Genomic DNA, 24366 nt, shown 5'->3' with positions numbered 1-24366 from the left:
CCCCCCCCCCCCCCCCCCCCCCCCCCCCCCCCCCCCCCCCCCCCCCCCCCCCCCCCCCCCCCCCCCCCCCCCCCCCCCCCCCCCCCCCCCCGGTCCCGGCGGGTCCGTCAGGCGTTGGGGTCGAACGGGATGCCGGCCGGCTTGGCCTTCTGGAGGTGGGCGTTGAAGTTGCCGTCCTTGAGACCGAAGACGGCGCTGCCGAAGTCGGCCTGGCTCAGCCTGTCGCGCAGACCCGCCGGATATCCGTTCCAGCCGACGAGCCGCGGGAACTGCCAGCCACCGTAGTGGTTCTCCGGCGGCTCGTCGTTGTTGTTCGCGGCGCGGAAGGCGTGCGTCCCGATTCCGTCCTTGTGGTAGACGACCTTCGGGTGCGTCCCGTCCCACCGGATCTGGTCGCGCGAGTGGATGTCGAAGTTGCCGTGGGCGGAGGTGGAGACGTACTGGGCCTGGTCGTTCTGCACCCACACCACGACGTGCTCCCAGTCGTGACGGTGCCCGCCGAGCGAACTGCCGACCACGGCCTGGTCCTTCTCGAAGTAGAGGCCGTACATGATCGCGCACCAGCCGTTGTTGCACTTGGACCGCGAGTAGCCGTTGGTGTTGTCCAGGTCCCAGGAGTCGCGGCACTGGCCGTTGAGGGCGCCGCTGGGGTTGAGGCCGGGGTTGACGGTTCCGTCCGGGCCGATGGCCGGGGTGGGGTAGCAGCCGTCGGTGTCGTAGTCGTACGCCGGCTGGAACGTCTGTTCCAGCCCGTCCGCGTTGGCGGGCAGGGCGCCGGGGGGATCGGCGAGGGCGTTGCCGGGGAATGCGATGACCAGCGCGAGGGCGCTGCCAAGGGTGAACGAGACCTTGCGGATGCGCGAGCTTTTCTGCACTGCGTCCTCCTGATCGACCGCGGTGTGGGGGTACCGGTCATTTTGACATGCCCGGATCATCCTCTGGGGCCGTTGTTGACGTCCCGAGCGTCGACAGGTGTCGGCGTGGTGAAAGATCAACCAATAAAGGATTCAGCCGACTTGGGCGCTCGGCCGAGCACACCGACCGGGCCGGCGCCAACGCAGCCGCCGTCGATGTCCGTGTCGGTTCCGGAACCCGGACCAGGACGAAGGGGGACGGCCACGCAGGAGGCCGGAGCGTGTCAGGAGAGACGCGTCGCCCCCCGGAGGGGAAGCCCGGTTCACCACCCACCGCGCCGAGTCACTTCGCGCCTGTGAACAGGAGCGGGGGTTGGCGGCCGAGCCCGGCTGTGACCCGCGGGGCGCGCGGCCGAGCCAGGACGGCCGACACGCTGCCGACAGCCGACGTGACGCGCGCCGGGCGCGGGGGCTGGGGGTGTCAGCGAAGTGGCGCGGTCCGCCCGCCGGGCGGGGCCCACGGCGTCCGGTGCGGTGCCTCGCAAGGCAGAGGATCGGCCTCGTAACGGGCGTACTCGGCGGAACTTACGACAAGGCGGGGGGACCTCCCGTGTCTCCTCGGGGCTACGGGGGGAGAAGTGCCGCGCCAGGCGCCGCGGGCAATGCGGGACTTCTCCCCCGGACACGACCCAGGCCGTGCGGACGTTCTCGGCGCGCCCCCTCGCCACACGCAGCAGAAGGAGCCGGCGACCGAGGGCGGCCCCGCGAGCGGAGTCCGGGGGGACGGCCTCTCCGCCGCCGGGCCGGAGCGGCATCCGCATCAGGGCCGCGAGAACGCCGGACCGCCACGTCGGGCGGGGCGCCGGTTGCGGGGTGGGCCCGTGAGCGACCGGACCCCAAGGGGCCGCACGGAGCCAGCGGTTGCCGGACGCCCCCCGGGGGGCGCCTTCACCGCGCGTCGCAGTGAGCCGCCCCACCTACGACGGCACCCGAACCCGCCCCCGCGCCGTCAGGACTTCAGTGCCTCCGCCACCGACTCCGCCAGCGGCGTCGTCGGCCGGCCCGCGAGCCGGGACAGGTCCCCCGTCGTACCGACCAGCAGCCCCCTCTCGATGGCCCTGTCCACGTCCACGAGAATGGCGGCCATCGGCTCGGGCACGCCGGCGCCGGTGAGGATGCCCAGCATCGTCTCGCCGGGGACGTTGTTGTACGTGATCGCCCGCCCGGTCCGCCGCGACAGCTCCGCCGCGTACTCGGTGAAGGACCACGCCGTGTCGCCGCACAGCTCGTACGCCTTGTTGAGATGCCCTTCGCCGGTCATCACCGCCGCTGCCGCCGCCGCGTAGTCCGCGCGGCTCGCGCTCGCCACCCGCCCGTCGCCCGCGGCGGCGACGACGGCGCCGTGCTCCAGAACGGGGCCGAGGTTCTCCGTGTAGTTCTCGGTGTACCAGCCGTTGCGCAGGAAGGTGTACGGCAGCCCGGACTCCAGGATCAGCCGCTCGGTGGCCTTGTGCTCCGCGGCCAGCTCGAAGTCCGCGTCGGGCCCGCCGAGCACGCCGGTGTAGGCGAGTTGGGCCACTCCCGCCGTCCGCGCGGCGGCGACGACGGCGGTGTGCTGCGGTACGCGGCGGCCGGGCTCACTGGCCGAGACGAACAGGACACGGTCACCGGACCGGAAGGCGTCCGTCAGCGTCTCGGGCCTGTCGTAGTCGCCGATCCGCACCTCGACGCCGAGCGCCGCCAGGGGCGCGGCCTTCGCGCCGTCCCGCGCGACAGCGGCGATCTCCCCGGCCGGTACACCGGAGGTCAGCAGGGATTCGATGGTGAGGCGGCCGAGGTGTCCGGTCGCTCCGGTGACGACGATGCTCATGAGGCGCCCATCTACTAGTGCGATCTATGCATATTCGTCCGTTTCGCTGCGGACTTGATCTACGATATGTGCCGCACTAACTGAAAGGAAGTACCCACCTTGAAGTAAGGTACCGGAATGGACGAAAGCGTGGCCGAGCCCGACGTCAACCGGCAGATGTGCCCCTCCCGGCTCGTGCTGGAGCATGTCACCAGCCGCTGGGGGGTGCTGGTGCTGGCCGCGCTGCTGGAGCGCTCGTACCGGTTCGGCGAACTGCGCCGCGCGATCGACGGCGTCAGCGAGAAGATGCTCGCCCAGACCCTTCAGACGCTGGAGAGGGACGGCTTCGTCCATCGCGACGCCAAGCCCGTGATCCCGCCGCGCGTGGACTACTCCCTGACCGAGCTGGGCCGCGAGGCGGCGGAGCAGGTGTGGGGGCTGGCGCGCTGGACGGAACGGCGGCTGGACGCGGTGTTCACGGCCCGCCAGGCGTACGACGAGGCGCACGCGCCCGTACCGCCGGCCGCGGCGACCTGACCTGTCCCCGACGCACCCGCCCTCCTTCACTCTCGCGAACGGCAAAGCGCAGCCGTGTCGTTGACCGTTCCCCCGCCGGGCCCCTTGAGGAACCGCGTTCCTTCCGTCGCGCTTTCTCCCGGCACCTCACACCTTTTGATGAATCATTAGAAAGTTCCCGAGATTCGTACCGAACCTCTGGACAGTCCCCACGCGTCGCTCTAATGTCTCGGCCCACCGGGACATGTGTTTCGTCGCGGTAACACCGCAGTCATCGGCGTTCACCCGAACGCCCCTCACCCCACGAGTCTTTCCACGTCTCTCCCCCCATGGCCGGGCCACCGCCCGTCACGAGGCGCTGCGCGATCGCCGTCACCGCGGTCGTCGCACACGCACCGTGCAGCACCCCCGTCGAACACACGGGAAACCGGCCGGGTCACCGACTCTGCCGTGACCGCAGCGGAAGGGAAGCGACATGAAGATCCGTACGTTCATCGCCACGGCCTCTCTGGTGGCATCGGGGAGCCTGGTGGCCTTCTCCGGTTCGGCCCAGGCGGCTCTTTACACCACCTGTGTCGGTGACGGCGGCGCCGTGACCGTCAGCAACGACCTCGTCGTGCCCGCCGGGAAGTCGTGCACCCTCACCGGCACGAGAGTCAAGGGCACGGTGACCGTCGAGGCCGGGGCCGACCTCGTGGCCGCCGGCGCCACCTTCAACGGCGCGGTCACCGTCGAGGAGGACGCCTACCTCGACCTCACCGACACCACCGTCAAGGGCGCGCTGACCACCGACTCCGCGTTCGGCACGCACCTGGAGAAGAGCACCCTCAAGGCCGTCGACGTCACCGAGGGGTTCATCTACGCGGTCGACTCGACGCTCGGCGGGAACGTCAACACCACCGCGGGTGAGCTGTACGTCTCCGGCAGCACCCTCAACGGCTCACTGACCGGTGCGGACAACCAGTACAGCGACGTGTACGACTCCACCGTCAAGGGCGCGCTCACCGTCGACGGGAACACCCTCGGCGGCGTGTTCTGCGCCAGCGAGGTGTACGGCGCCGCCACGTACTCCGGCAACGCCGACAACCTCCAGCTCGGCGGCGAGGGCCTGCTCGGCTCCTGCGCGGGCGCCTCGTACTTCGGCGGCAACCTGTCGGTGACCGACAACACCGCCACCTCCGTGCTCGACAACACCATCGTGCGCGGCGGGCTCACCGCGACCGGCAACAACCCCGTCCTGGTCGTGGGGGAACTGACCCGTATCCGTGGTGCGGTCACCGGAGAGACCGCCGCCCCCGGCTCCTCCGCCTCCGCCAGGAAGGCCGCCCCGAAGGACCGGGGCGCCGACCTCGCCGAGCGGGCCTCCGAGCGCGCCGCCGAGGCGCGGGCCGACGCCCACGAGGCGGGCAAGTCCCGCCTCTGACAACGCGAAAGCGACCGCGACGGCGCCCTCGGCGGCGTTCGTCCCGGCGCGGTGGCGCGGCCGGCGCCGCGACACCGGCGGGTACGGCGGCCACCCCCGCAGCCGTACCCGCACAGTCCACATCCCCGTATCCCCACTCCGCGTCGCCCGGCGGCTCCCCCTCCCGCCCGGCGACGGCGCACCCTCCGCCGTAGTGGCGCGCACCGCCGGGCGGCGACCCGGCCGCGCGCCCCGGTCCTACCCTCTTCTCCGCATCCCCAGGAGTGACCGTGAGCCACATACGCAAGTCGTTCGACCGCAGGGACTTCCTGCGCGCCACCGCCGGCACCACCGTGGCGCTCGCCGCCGCCTCCGTCACCGGGGCCGCCGCGACCCCGGCGGCCGCCGTGTCCAAGAAGAACCTTTCCATCCCGAAGGACCGCATAGGCATCCAGCTCTACAGCATCCGCGACAAGGTCAGCGCCCTCGGATTCGGCGTCGTCCTGCCCGAGTTGGCACGGATCGGCTACAAGGAGATCGAGTTCGCCGGTTACACCCAGAACACCTCCATCCTGGGCCGGCAGATCACCCTCCAGGAGATCCGCACCCTGCTCGACGACAACGGTCTGCGCGCGGTCGGCAGCCACGTCGGCATCGGTAACCTCCGCTCGAACCTCCAGGGCGAGCTGGACGCCGCGCAGATCCTCGGCATGCCCCACGTGGGGACGGCCAACGCGCCGACCAACGTGAACACCGTCGCGGGTTACCGCGCCGCCGCCGACGAGTTCAACGTCTGGGGCGCGGCGGCGACCGCACGCGGTCTGAAGCTCTACCAGCACAACCACGCGGGCGAGTTCGCCTTCGCCACCGACCAGCCCTCGGTCCGGCTGTACGACGTCTTCCTCAAGAACACCGACCCGCGCCATGTCTATCTGGAGCTGGACATCTACTGGGCGTACGTGGGCCAGTACCGCTACCCCGGATTCGACCCGGCCGCGTACGTGCGCAACCAGCCCTACCGCTACCCGCTGTTCCACATGAAGGACGGCGACGCCAACTCGGCGAACGCCAACGGGTTCGACATCGTCGAGTTCGGTGCCGGTGACCTGCCGTACGAGAAGTTCGTGCGCGACATCGGGCCGCGCGCCTCGCACGTCGGGATCTGGGAGCAGGACACCGCGCCCAACACCCAGCCCAACCCGCCGGGTTCGCTCGGCGCGGCGGAGCGCAGCTTCACGGCGCTCAAGGGACTCCTCGGCTGAGAGGGCTTCCCCCCGGAAGACAGCCGGGCGCCCGCGCACCCGGGCGCCCGGCTGGACCTCCGCTCCTTTTCCGTCAGCGATCGAGGAGACGCATCACCGTGCACCGCACCCTGAGACGCATGATCACAGGGGTGCTGCTCGTGGCCCTGCCCGCCCTGGGTGGTGTGGCCGTCGCGCCCGCCGCCCAGGCGCACCCGGGCCACGAACACGCCCTGGACTGGTCGAACTACGAGAAAGTCACCCTGACGAAGGACACCGGCGAGCCGATCGACCTCGCCGTGCTGCCCGACAGCCGAGTCCTGCACACCGCCCGCAACGGCGACGTACGGCTCACCGACCCCGGCACGGGTGTCACGAAGGTCGTCAACCACATCGACGTCTACCAGAACTCCGAGATGGGGTTGCAGACGGTCACGCTGGACCCGGACTTCGCCACCAACAAGTGGGTCTATCTCTACTACTCGCCGCCGCTGAACACCCCTGCCGGTTCGGCGCCGCAGACGCTGCCCGCCGGGCAGACCGACGCGTACTGGAAGCAGTGGGAGGGGTACGACACCCTGACCCGCTTCAAGTGGACCGGCGACAAGCTCGACCTCTCCACCGCGCAGGAGATCATCCGGGTCGACGCCAACCGCGGACAGTGCTGCCATGTCGCGGGTGACGTGGACTTCGACAGCAAGGGCAATCTGTACCTCGCGACGGGCGGCAACACCCCGGCGTCGGGCCCGAACGTCAACGGCTACACGCCGATCAACGACGCGCCCGGCTACAACCCGGGTCTGGACGAGCGCCGCGGCGCGGGCAACACCAACGACCTGCGGGGCAAGATCCTGCGGATCGACGTCCAGGAGGACGGCAGTTACGAGATCCCGGAGGGCAATCTCTTCGAGCCGGGCACGGCCAAGACGCGCCCCGAGATCTTCGTGATGGGTCTGCGCAACCCGTTCCGGCTGGCGGTGGACCAGAAGACCGACGCCGTGATGTGGGGCGACTACGGCCCCGACGCCGGTACCGCCGACCCGAATCGCGGGCCGATGGGGTACGTCGAGTGGCAGACCACGACCAAGGCGCTGAACAGCGGCTGGCCGTTCTGCACGGGTGACAACACCAAGCCCTACCGGGACTTCGACTTCGCCACCCTCACCCCCGGCCCCGCCTTCGACTGCGCGAAGCCGGTCAACGACTCCCGCTGGAACACCGGTCTGACCGAGCTGCCCGAGTCCGCGCCGGCCACCCTCTGGTACGGCGACAGGGACAGCGACCAGCCGTGGCCCGAGCTGACCTCGTTCCGCGGTCCGGGCGGTCCGGGCGGGCAGGCCCCGATGGGCGGTCCGGTCTACCACTACGACGCGGACAACCCCTCGCCGGGCAAGTTCCCGGAGTACTGGGACGGCAAGGCGTTCTTCGCGGAGTTCTCCCAGGACTACGTCGCGGCGTTCACGCTCGACGGCCCGGACGGCCCGGTGAGCAAGCTGGAGAACGTGCTGCCGAACAGCGAGCGTTCGCAGAACGGCATCCCGCAGTGGGACAACCCGATGGACCTGGAGTTCGGCCCGGACGGGGCGCTCTACGTCCTGGACTACGGTGACGGCTTCTTCCGGCAGAACCCCGACGCGGGCCTCTACCGGATCGACTACGCCGAGGGCAACAAGGCGCCCACCGCCGTGATCAAGGCGGACAAGACGTCGGGACAGGCCCCGTTGGAGGTCTCGTTCAGCGCGACCGGTTCCAGCGACCCGGAGAACGGTGACCTGACCTACCAGTGGGACCTCGACGGCGACGGCACGTTCGACGCCACCGGGCCCACGGTCGACCGGACCTACCCGGAGAACGGACAGTTCCAGGCCCGGCTCAAGGTCACCGACCCGGAGGGCAAATCCGGACTGACCAGCCGTCAGATCACCGTGGGCAACACCGCCCCGACGGTACGCATCACCTCGCCGCCCGACGGCGGGTTCTTCAACTGGGGCGACGCCGTGCCGTACGGCATAGCCGTCGAGGACCCGGAGGACGGCACCACACCGGACTGCGCCAAGGCGGCCTGGACCTTCGGTCTCGGGCACAACCAGCACGGCCACCCGGTCAACAGCGGCACCGGCTGCACGGGCGGCGTCCTGACACCGGCCGACGCGGGACACGGTGACACCGAGAACGTCTTCGGAGTCCTCGGGATCACCTACACAGACAAGGGCGCGGGCGGCGTTCCGCCGGCCACCGGTGACGCCCAGGTGGTGCTCAACCCGGCGCTGATGCAGGCCGAGCACTACGACTCGGCGGAGGGTGTCACGGTCGCGGACGACACCACGGCGTCCGGGCAGCGCAAGCTGACCTCGTTCGACGCGGGCGACTGGATCGCCTACGACCCGGTGTCGTTCGCCGGGATCAACGGGGTCAAGACCCGCGCCAGTGGCGCCGGCACGCTGGCGCTGCGCTGGGGATCGGCGGACGCGGAGCCGTTCGCGACGGTGCCGGTCCCGGCCGGTGAGGGCTGGCAGACCGTCACCACCGCGCTGGAGAACGCCCCTTCGGGGACCGGCGAGGTCTTCGTCACCAGCTCCGGCGGTGTCGAGCTGGACTCGCTGACCTTCCAGGGAGCGGGCGTCGCGGACAAGACCGCGCCCAAGGTCACCGCCACGCTGAACCCGCCCCGGCCCAACGGTGACGACGGCTGGTACACCAGCAACGTGTCGCTCGCGGTCGCGGCGACGGACAACGGGACGGTCGCCAGCCGTCAGTACTCGATCGACGACGGCGCCACCTGGCAGTCGGCCAACTCGGCCGTCACGCTGTCCCGTGAGGGCGCCACGACGGTCCGCTACCGGGCGACCGACAACGGCGGCAACGTCTCCGACGTGGGCTCGCTCACCGTAAGGATCGACCGCACCGGTCCCACGGTGACCACCAGCGGTATCGACGCCGACGGCGTCTACGGGGACTCCAAGCGCCCGGCGCCGGTCTTCTCGGCGGCGGACGCGGTCTCCGGCGGGGCCACGGCGACGGCCACGGTGGACGGCAAGGCCGTCACCTCCGGGCAGGCGCTGGAGCTGTGGCGGCTGCCGCTGGGCAGCCACGACCTGACGGTCAGGGCCCGTGACAAGGCGGGCAACACCACCACGAAGACGGTCGCCTTCACCACCCGTACCTCCTACGCGGACATCCGCGCGCTGATCACCCAGCTGCGGGCCGACGGCCTGATCACGGCGCAGGGACAGCAGCGGCTGACCGTACGGATCGGGCAGGCCGAGGCACACGCCGACGCCGGACGCACCAGCCAGGCCGCGGCCGTGCTGGAGTCGTTCGCCGGTTACGCCGGCGACACCGCCCTCGTGCCCGACAGCGCGGCCGGCGCGGCCCTGGCACGGGACGCCCGGGCGCTGAAGGGAGGCGCCACCGGCTGACGAGTCGACCGACAGGGCTGCCCCGCCTCCACGCCCCGCTCTCACAGGCGGGGCGGTCCTGTGCCCGGACTCCTTGCCCGAGGGACTCGTGCCGGGAACCCGTCGGTGCGGGTTCCCGGACCCGTCGGTGCGGGTTCCGTCAACAGGGCGGCAACTTTCGGCGATCTGTGGAAAAGTTGCCGGACGTCGCCCGCGCGCCACCGTGACCCGTGACCCCGGGCCCTCAAGAGGACGGGCCTCTCCGGGCCTCGCGGCGCCCGGCCCCCGCACCGCCCGCGTACCGCCCCGCGACACCTCCCGAAAGCTGTCCGCAGGCGTCCAGAGGAGTTACGTCCGTGAACATCCAGTACCGCGTGTTGAGTCTGCTGCGTGACAACGGCCCGCTGTCCCGCGCGCAACTCGCGGCCCGGCTGGAGGTTCCGCGCCCCCGGCTGCTCGGCGAACTCGACCGCATGGTCGCCGCCGGGCGGGTCATCGAGGCGGGACCGGCCGCCTCGCGCGGCGGGCGCCGCTCGACCCTCGTCCGGCTCGACCCCGGTCTGCGGTTCGCGGCCGTCGATCTGGGCGCCAGCTCCGTCGACATCGAGATCACCGACGGCGCGCTCACGCCGGTGGCCGCCTGCTCCGAGCCCGCGGACATCCGCTCGGGGCCGGTCGCGGTGCTGGGCCGCGTCAGCGAGCTCCTGCGCGAGATGGCCGACCAGGGGCACTACACACAGCTCGACGCCATCGGCATCGGCCTGCCGGGGCCGGTCAGCTTCCGGGAGGGCGTACCGGTCTCGCCGCCGATCATGGTGGGCTGGAACCGCTTCCCGGTCCGCGACACCCTCGCCCGCGAGCACGGCTGTCCCGTGGTGGTCGACAACGACGTCAACGTGATGTCCCTCGGCGAGCAGCACAGCGGCGTCGCGCGGACCGTCGACCATCTGCTCTTCGTGAAGATCGGCAGCGGCATCGGCTCCGGCATGCAGCACCACGGCCGTATCTACCGGGGCGCGGAGGGGTGCGCCGGCGACATCGGGCACGTCCAGGTGGAGGCCGAGGCGGCGGGTCCCGTCTGCTCCTGCGGGAACACCGGCTGTCTGGAGGCGTACTTCGGCGGGGTGGCGCTGGCCAGGGACGCCACCGAGGCCGCGAAGTCCGGACAGTCGCCGGCCCTCGCGGAACGGCTCGCCGAACGGGGAGCGCTGACCGCGCTGGACGTCGCGCAGTGCGCGGACGGCGGCGACAACACGAGCGTCAATCTCGTCCGGGCGGGCGGCCACCGGGTCGGCCAGGTGCTGGCCACGCTGGTCAGCTTCATGAACCCGTCGATGATCGTGATCGGCGGCGGTCTGACCGGGCTCGGCTATCCCCTGCTCGCGGAGATCCGCAGCGTGGTCTACAAGCGCTCGCTCCCGCTCGCCACCGGCAATCTGCCGATCGTCATGTCCGAGCTCGGACCCCGCGCGGGGGTCGTGGGCGCGGCGCTGCTGGCGAGCGAACTCAGCTACGGCGAGGAGTCGGACGACACGGAGCCCTGACACCCGTGCGGGAGCCGGACCGCACGGTGCCGGCCGCCGAGTGGCGACCCGGCGGCGGGTGCGTGACGATGGCCGCAGGAGGCGAGCCGAGATGATCGATGCCGCGGACATCCGAGAATGGCGCACCCACGAGGTGGTCGACTCCGGCGGGCGCAAGCTCGGTTCGCTGGAGGCCGTCTACGTGGACACCCGTACCGACGAACCGGCGGTGGCGACGGTGCTGACGGGCCTGCCGACCCGGCGCAGGCTGGTCTTCGTCCCGCTCTCGGGAGCGGTCGTGGGACCGGGCTACGTCAGGGTCAACTACCCGAAGTCCGTCGTGAAGGACGCGCCGTCGATGGGTACGGACGACGTGCTGCCCGCCGAGGACGAGAAGGACGTCTTCGCGCACTACGACCTGGCCTACCAGCCGGGCCCCAGCGGCGAACGCCAGCTCGCCCGCCGCTGACCGGCGTGGCCCGGGCCGGGCGCGTACGCTGCCGTCGATGGACGACTGGCGTGGTTTCACCGGCAAGGTGCTCTACTGCACGCAGTTCACGGCCCGGCTGGACGGCGCCGAGGCCGCCCGCGTCGGCGCCCTGATCGCCGCCGGTCTGCTGGGCGACGATCCCCCGGCGGACCGTGTCCGGATGCTGACGGACGCCCTGCGCTCCTCCGGGCCGGTCACCGGGGGCGACCGGCAGCCGCACGGCGAGCGGGAGGTACGCGACTTCCTCTCGGTCCTGCTGACCGAACTCACGGGCGCCCCGGCGACGTGATCCCCCGCACGCCGCGTCGGTTTCCGTGTCCGGACGGTCACTTTCGGCGATCACGGCGCGAGCCTTCCGGACCCGGCTCAGCGCTTCTCCGCGTCGACGAACGCCTTCACCGCGGTGGTCGCCGCCCGCTCCACCAGCGCCACACCGGCCTCGTAGGAGGGCTGTCCGTCGGACAGCACCGCCACGAGCAGGGTCCGGCCGCCGTGCTCGACGCTCCCGATGCTGTTGACGTCCCACAGCTTCGTCTCGCTGCGCGGCAGCCAGCCATTCTTCAGGACCGGTGTGGCCCCCGGCCGCCTGCCGTCGTCGGCGGCGGATATCCCCCAGCGCTGGTTCGCCTCGACCGTGCTCATCAGGGAGCGCATGTAGTCGCGGGAGGGGCCGGTGAGCGGCGAGTGCGCGTCGCCCAGCACGGCCTCCAGGAGCACCATCTGGTCGGCCGCGGTGGTGCGGGTCAGGCCCCAGTGGCCGTCCTTGTCGGGGTGGGTCGCCTTGAGGCCCAGCCGCTTGTTCGCGGCGTTCAGGCCGTCGGTCCGGCCGATGGACTTCCAGAGCGCGTTCGTCGCCTCGTTGTCGCTCTTGCGGATCATCTCGGCGGCGAGCTTCTTCTGCGGCGCGGTGAGGGACGCCCCGCGGTCCTGGGCGTCCAGCAGGAGGGCGGCGAGTATGTCGACCTTCACGATGCTGGCCGTGTCGAAGGCCCCGGCGCCCTCGCCGTACGCGGCGCTGTGCCGTCCGTCGAGATCCCGCACGGCGACGGTGTAGCGGCCGTCGCTCGCGGGCAGCGCGTCCAGGGCCTTGTTCATCGCCCTGTCGACGCCCGCCGACGGGGCGGCGGCGCGGGGCGCCCCGTCGGCCGTACGAGCGGCCGCGAGTACGGGGGCCTGCACCGCCACGGCGAGGACGATCGCCGCCACGGCCAATTGCTGGGGCTTACGGAAAGTAGGCACAAACCGGACATTAGGCAATGCGGGTCCCGGCGGGCAACGTGCGTATCGTCACACGGATACCGGTGCCCGGCCCGCCGGAGGGCCGGCCGGGCATCCGCAGAGCGACTGTTCTAGCAGGTCAGATCGCGGCCCGGCGGGGTGCGCAGCACGCGGGTGAACTGCTGGTACAGCTCGACCCGGTGTTCCATCTGCGCGGGATTGCCGCCCTCGCACTCGGCGGATCCGTTCAGGCTCCAGATGGTCTGCCCGAAGCCCTTCTTGTTCACCATGGCGTCGTGCCCGGTCATGGTGCCCGGCCCGGACTGGGTGTTCCAGTACCAGAGGGCCGTCATCCACGCGACGGCCGGATCGGTCTCGACCAGCCAGGGATTGTTGAGCAGGTCGATGCCGAGCGCGTCGCCGGCCGCCTTGTAGTTGAAGTTCCAGCTGAGCATGATCGCGCCGCGCCCGTAGTACGCGTCCCGGCCGGCCGGGCAGCCGTAGGGCTGGGTGTCGTCGCAGAAGACGGGGTACATGTCGGGGTTCTGCGAGACCACGTAGAACAGTCCGCCGGTCTCGTGACTGACGTTGGCGAGGAAGGCCGCCGCCTCCTGCTCGCGGGTCGTCCGGCTGCCGGTGCGCGCGAAGGCCGGGTACGCCTCGGTGGCCTCGACCAGCCCGTCGTACGTGAAGAACGGGTCCCGGTCCGGGAACATCCGCTCGAACTGGGACTCGGCGACGACGAAACGCGGCTTGTGGCGCGCCTCCCCCGCCTCTCCCGCCGCGTCCCGGCCGCTCTCGCTCCGGGAGGACTGGGCCGCCGCGGGCAGTGCCGCGACGAGCATGCCGCAGATCAGCAGCAGGGCGGCCAGGACGGCCGTGGTGCCTCTTCTGAACACTGTGGGTTCACTCCTGAACGGTGTGTGGGGACAGGCGTTCACGGGACGGCGCTCATCCACAACCGCCCTTGGCGGAAGTGCGGTTGCGCGGGCGCCGCCGCGCAGAGGCTACGGGCAGGAACCCCTCCCAGGAAAGGTCCATACCAATTCTTTGAAAAAGCGGACCGGCGCGGCGACCAGGGCACGCGTGCCCGGCGGGATCCCCGGGGACAGGCCCTAAGCTCGGCCAATGGCCAAGTATTTCGACGTACACCCCGACAACCCCCAGCGGCGCACCATCGCGAGTGTGGCCGAGAGCATCCGGTCCGGCGCGCTCATCGCGTACCCCACGGACTCCTGTTACGCGTTGGGCTGCCAGCTCGGCAGTCGGGACGGCATCAGCCGAATCCGGTCCATCCGGGACCTCGACGACCGTCACCACTTCACACTGGTCTGCCAGAACTTCGCGCAGCTCGGTCAGCTGGTGCAGATCGACAACGACGTGTTCCGCGCGATCAAGGCGGCGACGCCCGGCAGTTACACCTTCATCCTGCCGGCGACCAGGGAGGTGCCGCGTCAGCTTCAGCATCCCAAGAAGAAGACGGTCGGGGTGCGGATCCCCGACCACGTCGTCGCCCAGGCCCTGCTCGCGGAGCTGGGGGAGCCGCTGCTCTCCAGCACGCTGCTGCTGCCCGACGAGGCCGAGCCGATGACCCAGGGCTGGGAGATCAAGGAACGGCTCGACCACGTGCTGGACGTCGTGGTCGACTCCGGCGACTGCGGCACCGAGCCGACCACGGTCATCGACTTCTCCGGCGGCGAGCCGGAGATCGTGCGCCGCGGGGCGGGCGACCCCGCGCGGTTCGAGTAGGGCCCACGGTCCGTGGGCGGCGGCTCTCGCGTCGCCGCCCCGGGCCCGCGCGCCTACGCTGGTCGGAGGCTGTCCGGACCCGTGTTGCCGACCGTCCGGGCGGAGGAAGGAGTCCCGCCATGGCGATCGTCTCGCGCGGATTCCACGGCCGGCGCCCCGCTCCGGGCCGGGATCTGCCGCCCGGACAGTACGAGGTCCACGACTTCCCCGTCCTCTCCGCAGGTCCCACGCCACGCGTGGCACACGAGGACTGGGAGTTCACTCTCAGGACCGAGACGGGCACCCAGCACACCTGGGACTGGGCGCGACTGATGGAGCTGCCCGGCGAGTCACCGACGGTGGATCTGCACTGCGTGACGAAGTGGTCGAAGTTCGGCACGCGGTGGGAGGGCGTCTCCCTCGACGTCCTGATGGAGGACGTCGAGACGGCCGCCGATTTCGCCCTCGTCCACTCCTACGGCGGCTACACGACCGATCTCCCACTGGAGGACCTCCTCGACGGCAAGGCGTGGATCGCCCACCGCTACGACGGTGAGGAGCTGGCTCCCGAGCACGGCGGCCCCGCGAGGCTGCTGGTGCCGCACCTCTATCTGTGGAAGTCCGCGAAGTGGGTGCGCGGGATCGATCTGCTGCTCGACGACGAGCCCGGGTTCTGGGAGGGCCTGGGCTATCACTCCTACGGTGACCCGTGGCGCGAACAGCGGTACCAGGGCGACTAGGGCATGTCCCCGGACGGCTTCGCTGGCTGGTGGCGGAGCTGGTGGAGCGGCGTGCCGAGTCGCCGACGGCCCGGACGCTGGTGTTCGACGTGCCCGGCTGGCCGGGACATCTGGCGGGCCAGCACGTCGACGTGCGGCTGACGGCCGAGGACGGGTACAGCACACAGCGCAGCTACTCGCTGGCGTCCGCTCCCGACGGGCGGCGTGTCGAGCTCACCGTCCAGCGGGTGCCGGACGGTGAGGTGTCGCCGTATCTGCTGGACGGGCTGGAGCCCGGGGACCCGGTGGAGCTGCGCGGTCCGGTCGGCGGCTGGTTCGTCTGGCGGCCGGAGCAGCGCGAGCCGGTGCTGCTGGTGGCCGGCGGCTCCGGACTGGTGCCGCTGATGTCGATGGTGCGGGTACGCGGCGCCGTGGGCGGGGTGGCGCCGTTCCGGCTGCTGTACTCCGTACGCGAACCGGACGATCGGCTCTATGGGCCCGAACTGCGCCACGCGGCTCCCGGGCTCGGCACCGCGTATCTCTACACGCGCGCCGCTCCGCCCGGACACCCCAGGCCGGTCGGGCGGTTGAGCGCGGACGACCTGGTGCGTTCGGGCTGGCCGGCCGATCTGCGGCCGACGTGTTACGTGTGCGGGCCGACCGGCTTCGTGGAGTCGGCCGCCTCGCTGCTCATCGGCCTCGGCCACGCACCCGACCGGATCAGGACCGAACGCTTCGGCCCCAGTGGAGGTTGAGATGAACGCCGACGGAAATCTCGATCAGGCGTACGAGGACGGCAACGCGCTGGGCGGCCCGCTGTCCGAGATCTTCGCGGTCGACCTGACCGCCGCCGTCGGCCGGTGCGCCGGGTGCGGGGCCACGGGCCCGATGGCGCGGCTGCGCGTCTACGACCGGGCACCGGGTCTGGTGGCCCGGTGCCCGGACTGCGGGCGGGTGGTGCTGCGACTGGTCCGGGGGCCCGACACCGCGTGGCTGGACCTCCAGGGGGCCTCCTCGCTCGCTATCCCCCTCGGCCCGCCGTCCTGACCGCCCCGGCAACGTTGTTGACGCCTCGTCAGCAACCGGTCAGGCACCCACCCTGCGTTTGTTCCAGACGTCGAACCCGACGGCGGCCAGCAGCACCAGACCCTTGATGACCTGCTGGTAGTCCGTGCCGATGCCGACCAGCGACATGCCGTTGTTGAGCACACCGAGGACCAGTCCGCCGATGATCGCGCCGAACACCGTGCCGACGCCGCCGCTCATCGACGCGCCGCCGATGAACGCCGCCGCGATGGCCTCCAGTTCGAAGTTGACGCCGGCCTGCGGGGTGCCCGCGTTGAGGCGCGCCGCGTAGACGATCCCGGCCAGTGCGGCCAGCACGCCCATGTTGACGAAGACCAGGAAGGTGACGCGCCGGTCCTTGACCCCGGAGAGTTTCGCCGCAGCGCGGTTGCCGCCGAGCGCGTACACATGGCGGCCGACGACCGCGTTGCGCATCACATAGCCGAAGCCGATGAGGAGCGCGGCGAGCAGCAGCAGGACGACCGGGACACCGCGGTAGCTCGCGAGGGTCATGGTGAAGGCGAGGACCGCCGCGGCGAGCGCCGCGCACTTGGCGAGGAAGAGGTTGCGGGGCAGGACCTCCAGCTCGTACTCCTTCTGGCGGCGGCGGTCGCGGACCTCCTGGACGAGTGCGAAGGCGAGCAGTACCAGCCCCAGCAGAAGGGTCAGGTTGTGGTAGTTGGTGGCAGGCCCGATCTCCGGGAGATAGCCGGTGGAGATCTTCTGGAAGCCCTCGGGGAACGGGCCGAGCGAGCGCGAGCCGAGGAAGATCTGCGTGCCGCCGCGGAAGAGCAGCATCCCGGCGAGGGTGACGATGAACGACGGGATGCCGACGTACGCGATCCAGAAGCCCTGCCAGGCCCCGGCCACCGCGCCGATGGCCAGGCCGAGCACGAGTGCGAGCACCCAGGGGATGTCGTGTTCGACCATCATCACGGCGCAGGCAGCCGAGACGAAGGCGGCCAGGGAGCCGACGGAGAGATCGATGTGACCGGCGATGATGACGATCATCATGCCGATGCCCAGCACGAGGATGTAGCTGTTCTGGAGGACCAGATTGGTGACGTTGTTGGGCTTGAGGAGTACGCCGTCGGTCCATATCTGGAACAGCACGACGATCAGCGCGAGCGCGATGAGCATGCCGTACTGGCGCATGTTGCGCCGCGCCGCGTCCAGCAGCAGTTCCCGGGTCGCCGAGGGGCGCGGGCGGGCGGGCTTCGGCGGTTCGCCCTGGGGCTTGGAGAGGTCGGTGGTGGCCGGACCCATGTCTGCTACCTCGTGTTCCTGGTCATGTGGCGCATCAGCACTTCCTGGGTCGCGTCCGCGCGCCGGATCTCACCGGTGAGCCGGCCGGCGGCCATCGTGTAGACGCGGTCGCACATCCCCAGCAGCTCCGGGAGTTCGGAGGAGATGAAGACGACGGCCTTGCCCTGCGCGGCGAGCCGGTCGATGACGGTGTAGATCTCGTACTTGGCGCCGACGTCGATCCCGCGTGTGGGCTCGTCGAGCAGCAGCACATCGGGCCCGGCGAAGATCCACTTGCTGAGGACGACCTTCTGCTGGTTGCCGCCCGAGAGCCGGCCGGCCTGTTCGAAGACGGTCGGTGCCTTGATGTTCATGCCGGTGCGGTACGACTCGGCGACACGGGTCTCCTCGTGCTCGTCCACGATCCCGCGCCGCGCGACCTTCGGCAGGGCGCTCAGGGTGATGTTGCGGCCGATGGTGTCGATGAGGTTGAGCCCGTACTGCTTGCGGTCCTCGGTGACGTACGCGATGCCGTGCCCCACCGCCTGGGGCACGGTCCTCGTGACGATCTCCCGGCCGTCCTTGAACACCGTCCCGCTGATGTTGCGGCCGTAGGAGCGCCCGAAGACGCTCATGGCGAGTTCGGTACGGCCGGCGCCCATCAGACCGGCGATGCCGACGATCTCGCCGCGGCGCACATGGATCGAGACGTCGTCGACCACCTTGCGCTGCTGGTCGATCGGGTGGTGCACGGTCCAGTCGCGGATCTCCAGTGCGGGCCGCGCCCCGGGGTCACCGTCGTACGGGGTGCGTTCGGGGAAACGGTGGTCGAGGTCACGGCCCACCATTCCCCGGATGATGCGGTCCTCGGTGGTCGAATCGGCTCGCACGTCGAGGGTCTCGATGGTGCGTCCGTCGCGGAGGATGGTGACGGAGTCCGCGACCTCGGCGATCTCGTTGAGCTTGTGCGAGATGATGATGGAGGTGATGCCCTGCGCCCGCAATTCCTTGATCAGAAGCAGGAGTTGGGCGCTGTCCCCGTCGTTGAGCGCGGCGGTCGGCTCGTCGAGGATGAGCAGCTTCACCTCCTTGGCGAGGGCCTTGGCGATCTCCACCAGCTGCTGTTTGCCCACGCCGATGTCGGCGACCCGGGTCTGCGGGTGCTCGGCGAGTCCCACCCTCTTCAGCAGCGCGGCGGCGTGCCTGAGCGTCTCGTTCCAGCTGATGATCCCGCGCCGTGCGTGCTCGTTGCCGAGGAAGATGTTCTCCGCGATCGACAGGTACGGGACGAGGGCCAGCTCCTGATGGATGATCACGATGCCGCGCGCCTCACTGGCACCGATGTCCTTGAAGGCGCACGGGGCGCCCTGGAAGAGGATCTCGCCCTGGTAACTGCCGTGCGGATGGACCCCGCTGAGGACTTTCATCAGCGTGGACTTGCCCGCGCCGTTCTCGCCGCAGATGGCGTGCACCTCCCCCGGGGCGACGTTGAGCGTGACGTCGGAGAGCGCCCTGACCCCGGGGAAGGTCTTGACGATGGAGCGCATCTCCAGGACGGGTGCGGTCACTTCAGGTCACTCGCCTTGATGTAGCCGGAGTCGACCAGGACGGACTGGTAGTTGGCCTTGTCGACGCTGACCGGGTCCAGGAGGTAGGACGGGACGACCTTCTTCTCGTTGTCGTACGTCGTCTCGTCGTTGACCTCGGGCTTCTTGTCGTTGAGTACCGCGTCGGCCATCTGCACGGCCTGTTTGGCCAGCGCCCTGGTGTCCTTGTACACGGTCTGCGTCTGCCGTCCGGCGACGATCGACTTGACCGAGGCGACCTCGGCGTCCTGGCCGGTGACGACCGGGTACGGCTTGGCGGCGGTGCCGTAGCCGTCGGACTTCAGAGCGGAGAGGATGCCGATGGAGATGCCGTCGTAGGGCGAGAGCACGGCGTCCACGTCCTCTGAGCCGTACGACTTGGTGAGCAGGTCGTCCATCCGCCGCTGCGCGGTGCCGCCGTCCCAGCGCAGGGTGGTGATCTGGTCGAGCTGTGTCTGGCCGCTCCTCACGACGATCTTCTTGTCGTCGATGTACGGCTTGAGGGTCTTCCAGGCGCCCTGGAAGAAGTAGCGGGTGTTGTTGTCGTCCGGCGAACCGGCGAACAGCTCGACGTTGAACGGGCCTTCGTCGCCTCCACCGGCCTTCAGACCGAGCTTGTCGACGATGTACGTCGCCTGGAGGACGCCGACCTTCTCGTTGTCGAACGACGCGTAGTAGTCGACGTCGGGGCTGCCGAGGATGAGCCGGTCGTAGGAGATGACCTTGATGCCCTGGTCGGCGGCCTGACCGAGTACGTCGCCGAGGGCCCGGCCGTCGATGGAGGCGACGACGAGGACGTCGACCCCCTTGGTGATCATGTTCTCGATCTGGGAGACCTGCTGGTCGACGTCGTCCTCGCCGTACTGGAGGTCGGTCTTGTAACCGAGCTTCTTGAACTCGGCGACCATGTTGCGGCCGTCGGCGATCCAGCGTTCGGAGGATTTGGTCGGCATCGCGATGCCGACGGTGGAGCCCTTGCCGCCCTTCTTCTCCTCCTTGCTCCCGCCCTCGCTGCTCTGACCGCAGGCGGTCAGCGCGAGGGCGAGCGAGGTGACGACGACGGTGAGTGCGGCGCGGCTGGTGCGCATGGTCATCAGTCCTTGTCCTTAAGGAAGCGGGAATCGGTTGAGCGTTCCGGGGTGGCGGGAGCCGAGCGGCGACATGCCGCCGCCGGCGCCGTGCCGGGCGAGCAGATCGAGGACGAGCCGGCCGCGCCGTACGCGTTCGCGGGCGGTGGCCAGGGTGATCTCGCGCAGATGGCCGCCGTACGGGTAGATACCGGGGGCCTTGGCGAGACCGAACTTCAGATACAGGGGCGCGCCGCGCCGGATCAGTTCGGCGGTCTCGTACATGCGGACGTAGCCGCCGAGGTCGTCGGGTGCCTCGATGTAGAGGTCCATCGGGGCGCGGCTGGCCCGGCGGATCTCGGTGATGTGGGCCAGCGCGAGATCCGAGGGGATGTTCAGGGAGTCGGCGCCGAGGCGCTCGTAGACCGTGTACGAGGCGGGGTTGACCGGTCCGATGAGCGCCGACACCTTCAGGGTGGTGTCGGCGGGCAGGACGCCCCGGGTACGGAGCCGGTGCAGCGACCAGAGCACGCCCTCGTCGGCGACGAGCAGGCACTTGACGCCCAACTCGGCGGCGCGCAGGGCGTCTTCGACACAGCCGGCGACGGCGTCGTGGCCCCGGGCGCGCAGACCGGCGCCGCCGGAGTCGGTACGGGTGGCGGCTCCGGTGTCCCAGGTGCCGCGCGGCCCGGTGAACAGGCACAGTTCGATGTCGCGCGCCGCGCAGGCGCCGGCCATCTCGGTGATCTCGTCGTCGGTGAGCATCCAGACGCCGCTGCCCTGGCTGATCCGGTGGATCGGCACATCGAGGCGGGAGGACTGCTTGAGGACTTCGGTGAGGGCCTCGGGGCCTTCGACGGAGGGGATCTCGGTGCGCCAGGTGCCGCCGTCGGGGAAGGCGTGCGGGGACGCGTCGGCGGGGTGGTCGTCGGGAGCGGCGAGGTCGAGCGCGGCGAGCGCCCGCTCACCTGGGCGGCGGGGGGCGGGGGCGGGTGCGTCGGTCAACGGACATGTCCTTCGGTCGCTGCCTGTCGGCGCTTTCGATGTTCGGTACTTCGAACCGCGTTCGGCTCTCGCGGTGCGGTGACACCGCGGGGGCGTCCGTCCGGCGGGTCAGGGGCGCAGCAGCACCTTCCCCGTGCCGGGGTCGCCGCCGCCGACGAGCTCGACCGCCTCGGCGTACCGCTCCAGCGGGAACTCGTGGGTGATCAGCGGACCGGGATCGAGCAGTCCCGCAGTGAAGGCGCGCACGGCGAAGGACCAGGCGGCGGACGGGGCGCCGAAGACACTGCGTACGGTCAGCTGGCTCAGCGACAGATGGACCGGGTCGATCCCGGTCGCACCGGCCGCGAACATCCCGGTGAGTACGACCCTGCCGCCGCGCCGCGCCAGCAGGCAGGAGGAGGCCGCGGTGGTGGGCGCGCCCGCCGTCTCCAGCACCAGGTCGTAGTGGCCTCGCCGGTGTTCGGCCGCCGTGGGGCTGATCACCTCGTGCGCGCCGGACTCGGGGGCCAGGGCGGCGCGGGCCGTACGCGGTTCGACCACGGTCAGCTCCCCGGGCGCGTACGCGGCGAGGAACTGTACGGCGAGCAGGCCGAGCGTGCCGGCGCCGACCACGGCGACCCGCTCACCGGGCTCCGGGCACCCGGCCCGTACGGCTCCGGCGACGACGGCGGCGGGCTCCAGGAGCGCGGCGGCCCGCAGGTCGGCGTCGTCGGCCAGAAGGTGCAACAGCCGTGCGGGGACGGCGACATGGTCGGCGAAGGCGCCGGGCCGGGTGAAGCCCGTCTCGTCGTAGCCGCCGGCGCAGAGCGACGTGTCGCCGGCCCGGCACCGGTCGCAGACGCCGCAGGCGCGGAAGCCCTCGGCGACGGTACGTCTGCCGACGAGCGCCGGGTCGACGCCCTCGCCCACGGACTCGACCGTGCCGGACCATTCGTGGCCGGGGGTGACGGGGTAGCGCACATACCCGGGGGCACGGCGGCCCGCGTACACCTCGCGGTCGCTCAGACAGATCCCGGCGGCGGCGACCCGTACCAGCACCTCGCCGGGACCGGGCACCGGCCGCTCGCCGACGGCGAGCCGATGGGTCCCGGGCCGGTCCACGACGATGGCCCGGCCGCTCACCGGGACCCCTTGGGGTCCCGCTTCTCCCAGCCCTCGGCCCAGAGGTCGAACCGGGCCTGCTGCTGGGGGAATTCGGCCGCCGCGTCCGCGTCGAACCCGATACCGAGACCGGGCGCGTGGGAGATCTCGAAGCAGCCCGTCTCCGGGTCGACCTCGGGCGCGCCCGTCACGATCTTCTTGATCTCCGCGTCCGCGAAGTCGTTGAAGTGCTCAAGGATCTTGAAGTTCGGTGTGCAGGCGGCCAGCTGGAGACTGGCCGCCGTCAGCACGGAGCCGCCGACGTTGTGCGGGGCCAGCAGCACGTAGTGCGTCTCGGCGGTGGCGGCGAGCTTCCGCGCCTCCAGGATGCCGCCGATGTGGCCGACGTCCGGCTGGATGATGTCGGCCGCCTGGGACTCGAACAGCTCACGGAACTCGATGCGGTCGTGGACGCGTTCGCCGGTCGCGACCGGGATGTCGACCTTCCCGGCGACCTTGCTCAGCGCCCGGAGGTTCTCCGGCGGTACGGGCTCCTCCAGCCAGGCCGGGTCGTACGGGGCCAGTTCGCGCGCCAGCCGTACCGCCGTCGCCGGACTGAACCGCCCGTGCATCTCCAGCATCAGCTCGGTGTCGGGGCCGATCGCGTCCCGTACGGCCTCGATGAGCGAGACCGCGTAACCGGTCCCGGCCCGGTCCAGTTCGTAGTGACCGGTACCGAAGGGGTCTATCTTCAGGGCGCGGTAGCCGCGCGCGACGACGGCTTTCGCGGCCTGGTGGTACGCCTCCGGGGTGCGTTCCGTGGTGTACCAGCCGTTCGCGTACGCCTTGACGCGGTCGGTGACCTTGCCGCCGAGCAGCTGCCAGACCGGAACCCCGAGGGCCTTGCCCTTGATGTCCCAACAGGCCATCTCCACCACGGCGATGCCCGACATCACGATCTCGCCGGCCCGCCCGTAGTCGCCGTACTTCATCCGGCGGACCAGGTCCTCGACGGCGAACGGATCGGAGCCGGCGATGTGGTTGGCCTCGGCCTCCCGCAAATAGCCGACCAGCGCGTCGGTCCGGCCCAGCATCCGCGTCTCACCGACACCGGTCAGCCCCTCGTCGGTGTGGACGAGAACGTAGGTGAGGTTACGCCAGGGCGTACCGACGACATGGGTGCTGATTCCCGTGATGCGCACTGCGTTACCCCTGACGTCTGTCTGTTCGATATTTCGTCACGCGTTCGAAATGCTGGCGTGACCGTAAACAGGTAGCCGAGGGGTGTCAATGGGTCACGCGACCGTTAGCCTGTTCGTCATTCCGGTCGTTGGCCGGAGTACCGAACAAGAGGGCGGGTGGACGGAGATGGGGCGACTGGTCCCCGCGGTGACGCGGGCGTTCGACATTCTCGAACTGTTCCTGGAGGGCGACGGGAAACTCTCCGCGCCCGATGTCATCCGCCGGCTCGGCCTGCCGCGCACCACGGTGCACGAACTGCTCACCACCCTCGCCGCGCGCTCCTATCTGGAGGCGATCCCGGAGCAGCCCGGCCGGTACCGGCTCGGGGTACGGGCCTACCAGCTCGGCAGCCGGTACGCGGAACAGCTCGACCTGGCCGCCGAGGGCGGGCTGGTGGCCCGGGACATCGCGGAGACCTGCGACGAGACGGTGCATGTCGCGATCCTGGAGGACCTCGACGTCATCTACATCGCGAAGGTGGACTCGACGCACACGGTCCGGATGGTGTCGGCCGCGGGCCGCCGGCTGCCGGCGCACTGCACCTCGGTGGGCAAGATGCTCCTGGCGTCGCTGCCGGAGCCGGAACTCGACGCGCGACTTGCGGACGGGGAGCTGTCCGCGATGACGCCGAACAGCATCACCGACCCGGCTGTGCTGCGGGTGGCGCTCGCCGAGATCCGGCGGCGGGGTGTCGCGGTCGAGCACCGGGAGTCCAACTCGGACGTGAGCTGCGTCGCCGCGCCGGTCCGGGACCGGCGGGGGCAGGTGGTGGCCGCGCTGTCCATCTCGGTCCCGATGATCCGCTGGACGGAGTCCCGTGAGGCGGAGCTGGGGCACTTGGCGTCGAAGGGCGCGGAAGCGCTGTCGGCCCGGCTGGGCCACCGCTCGGCCTGACGCGGAGGTCCCTCCGGGGGGGGTTGCGGGTGGGCTTGCGGGTGGGGCCCGGTCCGGGGGGCGGGGTTTGCGGTTGTGGTTGCGGTTGCGGTTGCGGTTGCCGGTGAGGGTCGGGGTGCGGGGCCTCCGGAGGCGCATGTCCGGACGGCGTGATTTACGGCGCGTGCCCCGTTCGTTGGACCCGCTGACCCATCTTGTCCACGCACCACAAATCAGCCTGAGTGTCCGAACACGCACCTCCTCC

22 protein-coding genes are annotated in these 24366 nt (G+C 70.7%); 12 read left to right on the top strand and 10 right to left on the bottom strand.

From position 1 onward, the window contains the following. Nucleotides 1-107: 107 nt before the first annotated feature. Both ACZ61E_RS25625 and ACZ61E_RS25620 read right to left on the bottom strand, forming a co-directional pair. A complete protein-coding gene (locus tag ACZ61E_RS25625) occupies nucleotides 108-875 on the bottom strand; it encodes an NPP1 family protein (RefSeq protein WP_469702213.1) in 768 nt (255 codons plus the stop codon). 988 nt (nucleotides 876-1863) lie between these two features. After that, nucleotides 1864-2724, bottom strand: coding sequence for an SDR family oxidoreductase (locus ACZ61E_RS25620; RefSeq protein WP_469702212.1), 861 nt, complete (start codon nucleotides 2722-2724; stop codon nucleotides 1864-1866). A 117-nt stretch (nucleotides 2725-2841) separates the two neighbouring features. On the opposite strand from ACZ61E_RS25620, the gene ACZ61E_RS25615 reads away from it, so the two are divergent. From ACZ61E_RS25615 to ACZ61E_RS25585, 7 genes are all read left to right on the top strand, one after another. Then, the gene (locus ACZ61E_RS25615) at nucleotides 2842-3240 is read left to right on the top strand and encodes a winged helix-turn-helix transcriptional regulator (RefSeq protein ID WP_469702211.1); all 399 of its coding nucleotides are present in this window, start codon (nucleotides 2842-2844) and stop codon (nucleotides 3238-3240) included. 454 nt (nucleotides 3241-3694) lie between these two features. Next, complete coding sequence (locus ACZ61E_RS25610; protein ID WP_469702210.1) at nucleotides 3695-4642, top strand: hypothetical protein; 948 nt, start codon at nucleotides 3695-3697, stop codon at nucleotides 4640-4642. Between the two features lie 269 nt (nucleotides 4643-4911). Continuing rightward, the gene (locus ACZ61E_RS25605; RefSeq protein WP_469702209.1) at nucleotides 4912-5883 is read left to right on the top strand and encodes a sugar phosphate isomerase/epimerase family protein; all 972 of its coding nucleotides are present in this window, start codon (nucleotides 4912-4914) and stop codon (nucleotides 5881-5883) included. 119 nt (nucleotides 5884-6002) lie between these two features. Then, nucleotides 6003-9281 (top strand): PQQ-dependent sugar dehydrogenase, encoded by a 3279-nt coding sequence (locus tag ACZ61E_RS25600; protein ID WP_469702208.1) that lies wholly within the window; start codon nucleotides 6003-6005, stop codon nucleotides 9279-9281. A gap of 335 nt (nucleotides 9282-9616) precedes the next feature. Further along, nucleotides 9617-10804, top strand: a complete 1188-nt coding sequence (locus ACZ61E_RS25595; protein WP_469702207.1) for an ROK family transcriptional regulator — start codon at nucleotides 9617-9619, stop codon at nucleotides 10802-10804. A 91-nt stretch (nucleotides 10805-10895) separates the two neighbouring features. Continuing rightward, a complete protein-coding gene (locus tag ACZ61E_RS25590) occupies nucleotides 10896-11252 on the top strand; it encodes a PRC-barrel domain-containing protein (RefSeq protein WP_469702206.1) in 357 nt (118 codons plus the stop codon). A 37-nt stretch (nucleotides 11253-11289) separates the two neighbouring features. Further along, nucleotides 11290-11562, top strand: coding sequence for a hypothetical protein (locus tag ACZ61E_RS25585; RefSeq protein ID WP_469702205.1), 273 nt, complete (start codon nucleotides 11290-11292; stop codon nucleotides 11560-11562). Between the two features lie 77 nt (nucleotides 11563-11639). Here the strand turns inward: ACZ61E_RS25585 and ACZ61E_RS25580 are convergent, their stop codons facing one another. Then, on the bottom strand, nucleotides 11640-12512 hold the full coding sequence (locus ACZ61E_RS25580) for a serine hydrolase (RefSeq protein WP_469702204.1): 873 nt from the start codon (nucleotides 12510-12512) through the stop codon (nucleotides 11640-11642). Nucleotides 12513-12622: 110 nt separating this feature from the next. After that, a complete protein-coding gene (locus tag ACZ61E_RS25575; RefSeq protein ID WP_469702215.1) occupies nucleotides 12623-13336 on the bottom strand; it encodes a chitinase in 714 nt (237 codons plus the stop codon). A 283-nt stretch (nucleotides 13337-13619) separates the two neighbouring features. Between ACZ61E_RS25575 and ACZ61E_RS25570 the strand changes: the two genes are divergently transcribed. From ACZ61E_RS25570 to ACZ61E_RS25555, 4 genes are all read left to right on the top strand, one after another. Next, nucleotides 13620-14240 (top strand): L-threonylcarbamoyladenylate synthase, encoded by a 621-nt coding sequence (locus tag ACZ61E_RS25570; protein ID WP_469702203.1) that lies wholly within the window; start codon nucleotides 13620-13622, stop codon nucleotides 14238-14240. Nucleotides 14241-14359: 119 nt separating this feature from the next. Further along, nucleotides 14360-14959, top strand: coding sequence for a sulfite oxidase-like oxidoreductase (locus ACZ61E_RS25565; protein WP_469702202.1), 600 nt, complete (start codon nucleotides 14360-14362; stop codon nucleotides 14957-14959). Next, nucleotides 14929-15693 carry a ferredoxin reductase gene (locus ACZ61E_RS25560; RefSeq protein WP_469702201.1) on the top strand — a complete coding sequence of 255 codons (765 nt, stop codon included), beginning with the start codon at nucleotides 14929-14931 and terminating at the stop codon, nucleotides 15691-15693. The genes ACZ61E_RS25565 and ACZ61E_RS25560 overlap by 31 nt, the downstream gene beginning before the upstream one ends. 1 nt (nucleotide 15694) lies before the next feature. Continuing rightward, nucleotides 15695-15985, top strand: a complete 291-nt coding sequence (locus tag ACZ61E_RS25555; RefSeq protein WP_469702200.1) for a DUF6510 family protein — start codon at nucleotides 15695-15697, stop codon at nucleotides 15983-15985. A 39-nt stretch (nucleotides 15986-16024) separates the two neighbouring features. Here ACZ61E_RS25555 and mmsB read toward each other — a convergent pair whose 3' ends face one another. The 6 genes from mmsB to ACZ61E_RS25525 all read right to left on the bottom strand — a co-directional run bounded on the left by mmsB (nucleotide 16025) and on the right by ACZ61E_RS25525 (nucleotide 23188). After that, nucleotides 16025-17269 (bottom strand): multiple monosaccharide ABC transporter permease, encoded by a 1245-nt coding sequence (gene mmsB, locus ACZ61E_RS25550; protein ID WP_469702199.1) that lies wholly within the window; start codon nucleotides 17267-17269, stop codon nucleotides 16025-16027. Nucleotides 17270-17274: 5 nt separating this feature from the next. Continuing rightward, the gene (gene mmsA / locus ACZ61E_RS25545) at nucleotides 17275-18816 is read right to left on the bottom strand and encodes a multiple monosaccharide ABC transporter ATP-binding protein (protein WP_469702198.1); all 1542 of its coding nucleotides are present in this window, start codon (nucleotides 18814-18816) and stop codon (nucleotides 17275-17277) included. Further along, complete coding sequence (gene chvE, locus ACZ61E_RS25540) at nucleotides 18813-19922, bottom strand: multiple monosaccharide ABC transporter substrate-binding protein (RefSeq protein ID WP_469702214.1); 1110 nt, start codon at nucleotides 19920-19922, stop codon at nucleotides 18813-18815. The genes mmsA and chvE overlap by 4 nt, the downstream gene beginning before the upstream one ends. Before the next feature lie 18 nt (nucleotides 19923-19940). Further along, nucleotides 19941-20906, bottom strand: coding sequence for a hypothetical protein (locus ACZ61E_RS25535; RefSeq protein WP_469702197.1), 966 nt, complete (start codon nucleotides 20904-20906; stop codon nucleotides 19941-19943). A 108-nt stretch (nucleotides 20907-21014) separates the two neighbouring features. Beyond that, nucleotides 21015-22028, bottom strand: a complete 1014-nt coding sequence (locus ACZ61E_RS25530; protein ID WP_469702196.1) for a zinc-dependent alcohol dehydrogenase — start codon at nucleotides 22026-22028, stop codon at nucleotides 21015-21017. After that, on the bottom strand, nucleotides 22025-23188 hold the full coding sequence (locus ACZ61E_RS25525) for a mandelate racemase/muconate lactonizing enzyme family protein (protein ID WP_469702195.1): 1164 nt from the start codon (nucleotides 23186-23188) through the stop codon (nucleotides 22025-22027). The genes ACZ61E_RS25530 and ACZ61E_RS25525 overlap by 4 nt, the downstream gene beginning before the upstream one ends. A gap of 166 nt (nucleotides 23189-23354) precedes the next feature. Between ACZ61E_RS25525 and ACZ61E_RS25520 the strand changes: the two genes are divergently transcribed. After that, the gene (locus ACZ61E_RS25520; protein WP_469702194.1) at nucleotides 23355-24122 is read left to right on the top strand and encodes an IclR family transcriptional regulator; all 768 of its coding nucleotides are present in this window, start codon (nucleotides 23355-23357) and stop codon (nucleotides 24120-24122) included. Nucleotides 24123-24366 lie beyond the last annotated feature (244 nt).

This window comes from Streptomyces sp. NPDC104581 (genome assembly GCF_055583685.1).
The sequence above is the reverse complement of the archived record's forward strand: the minus strand, read 5'-3'. Positions and strand labels throughout refer to the sequence as shown.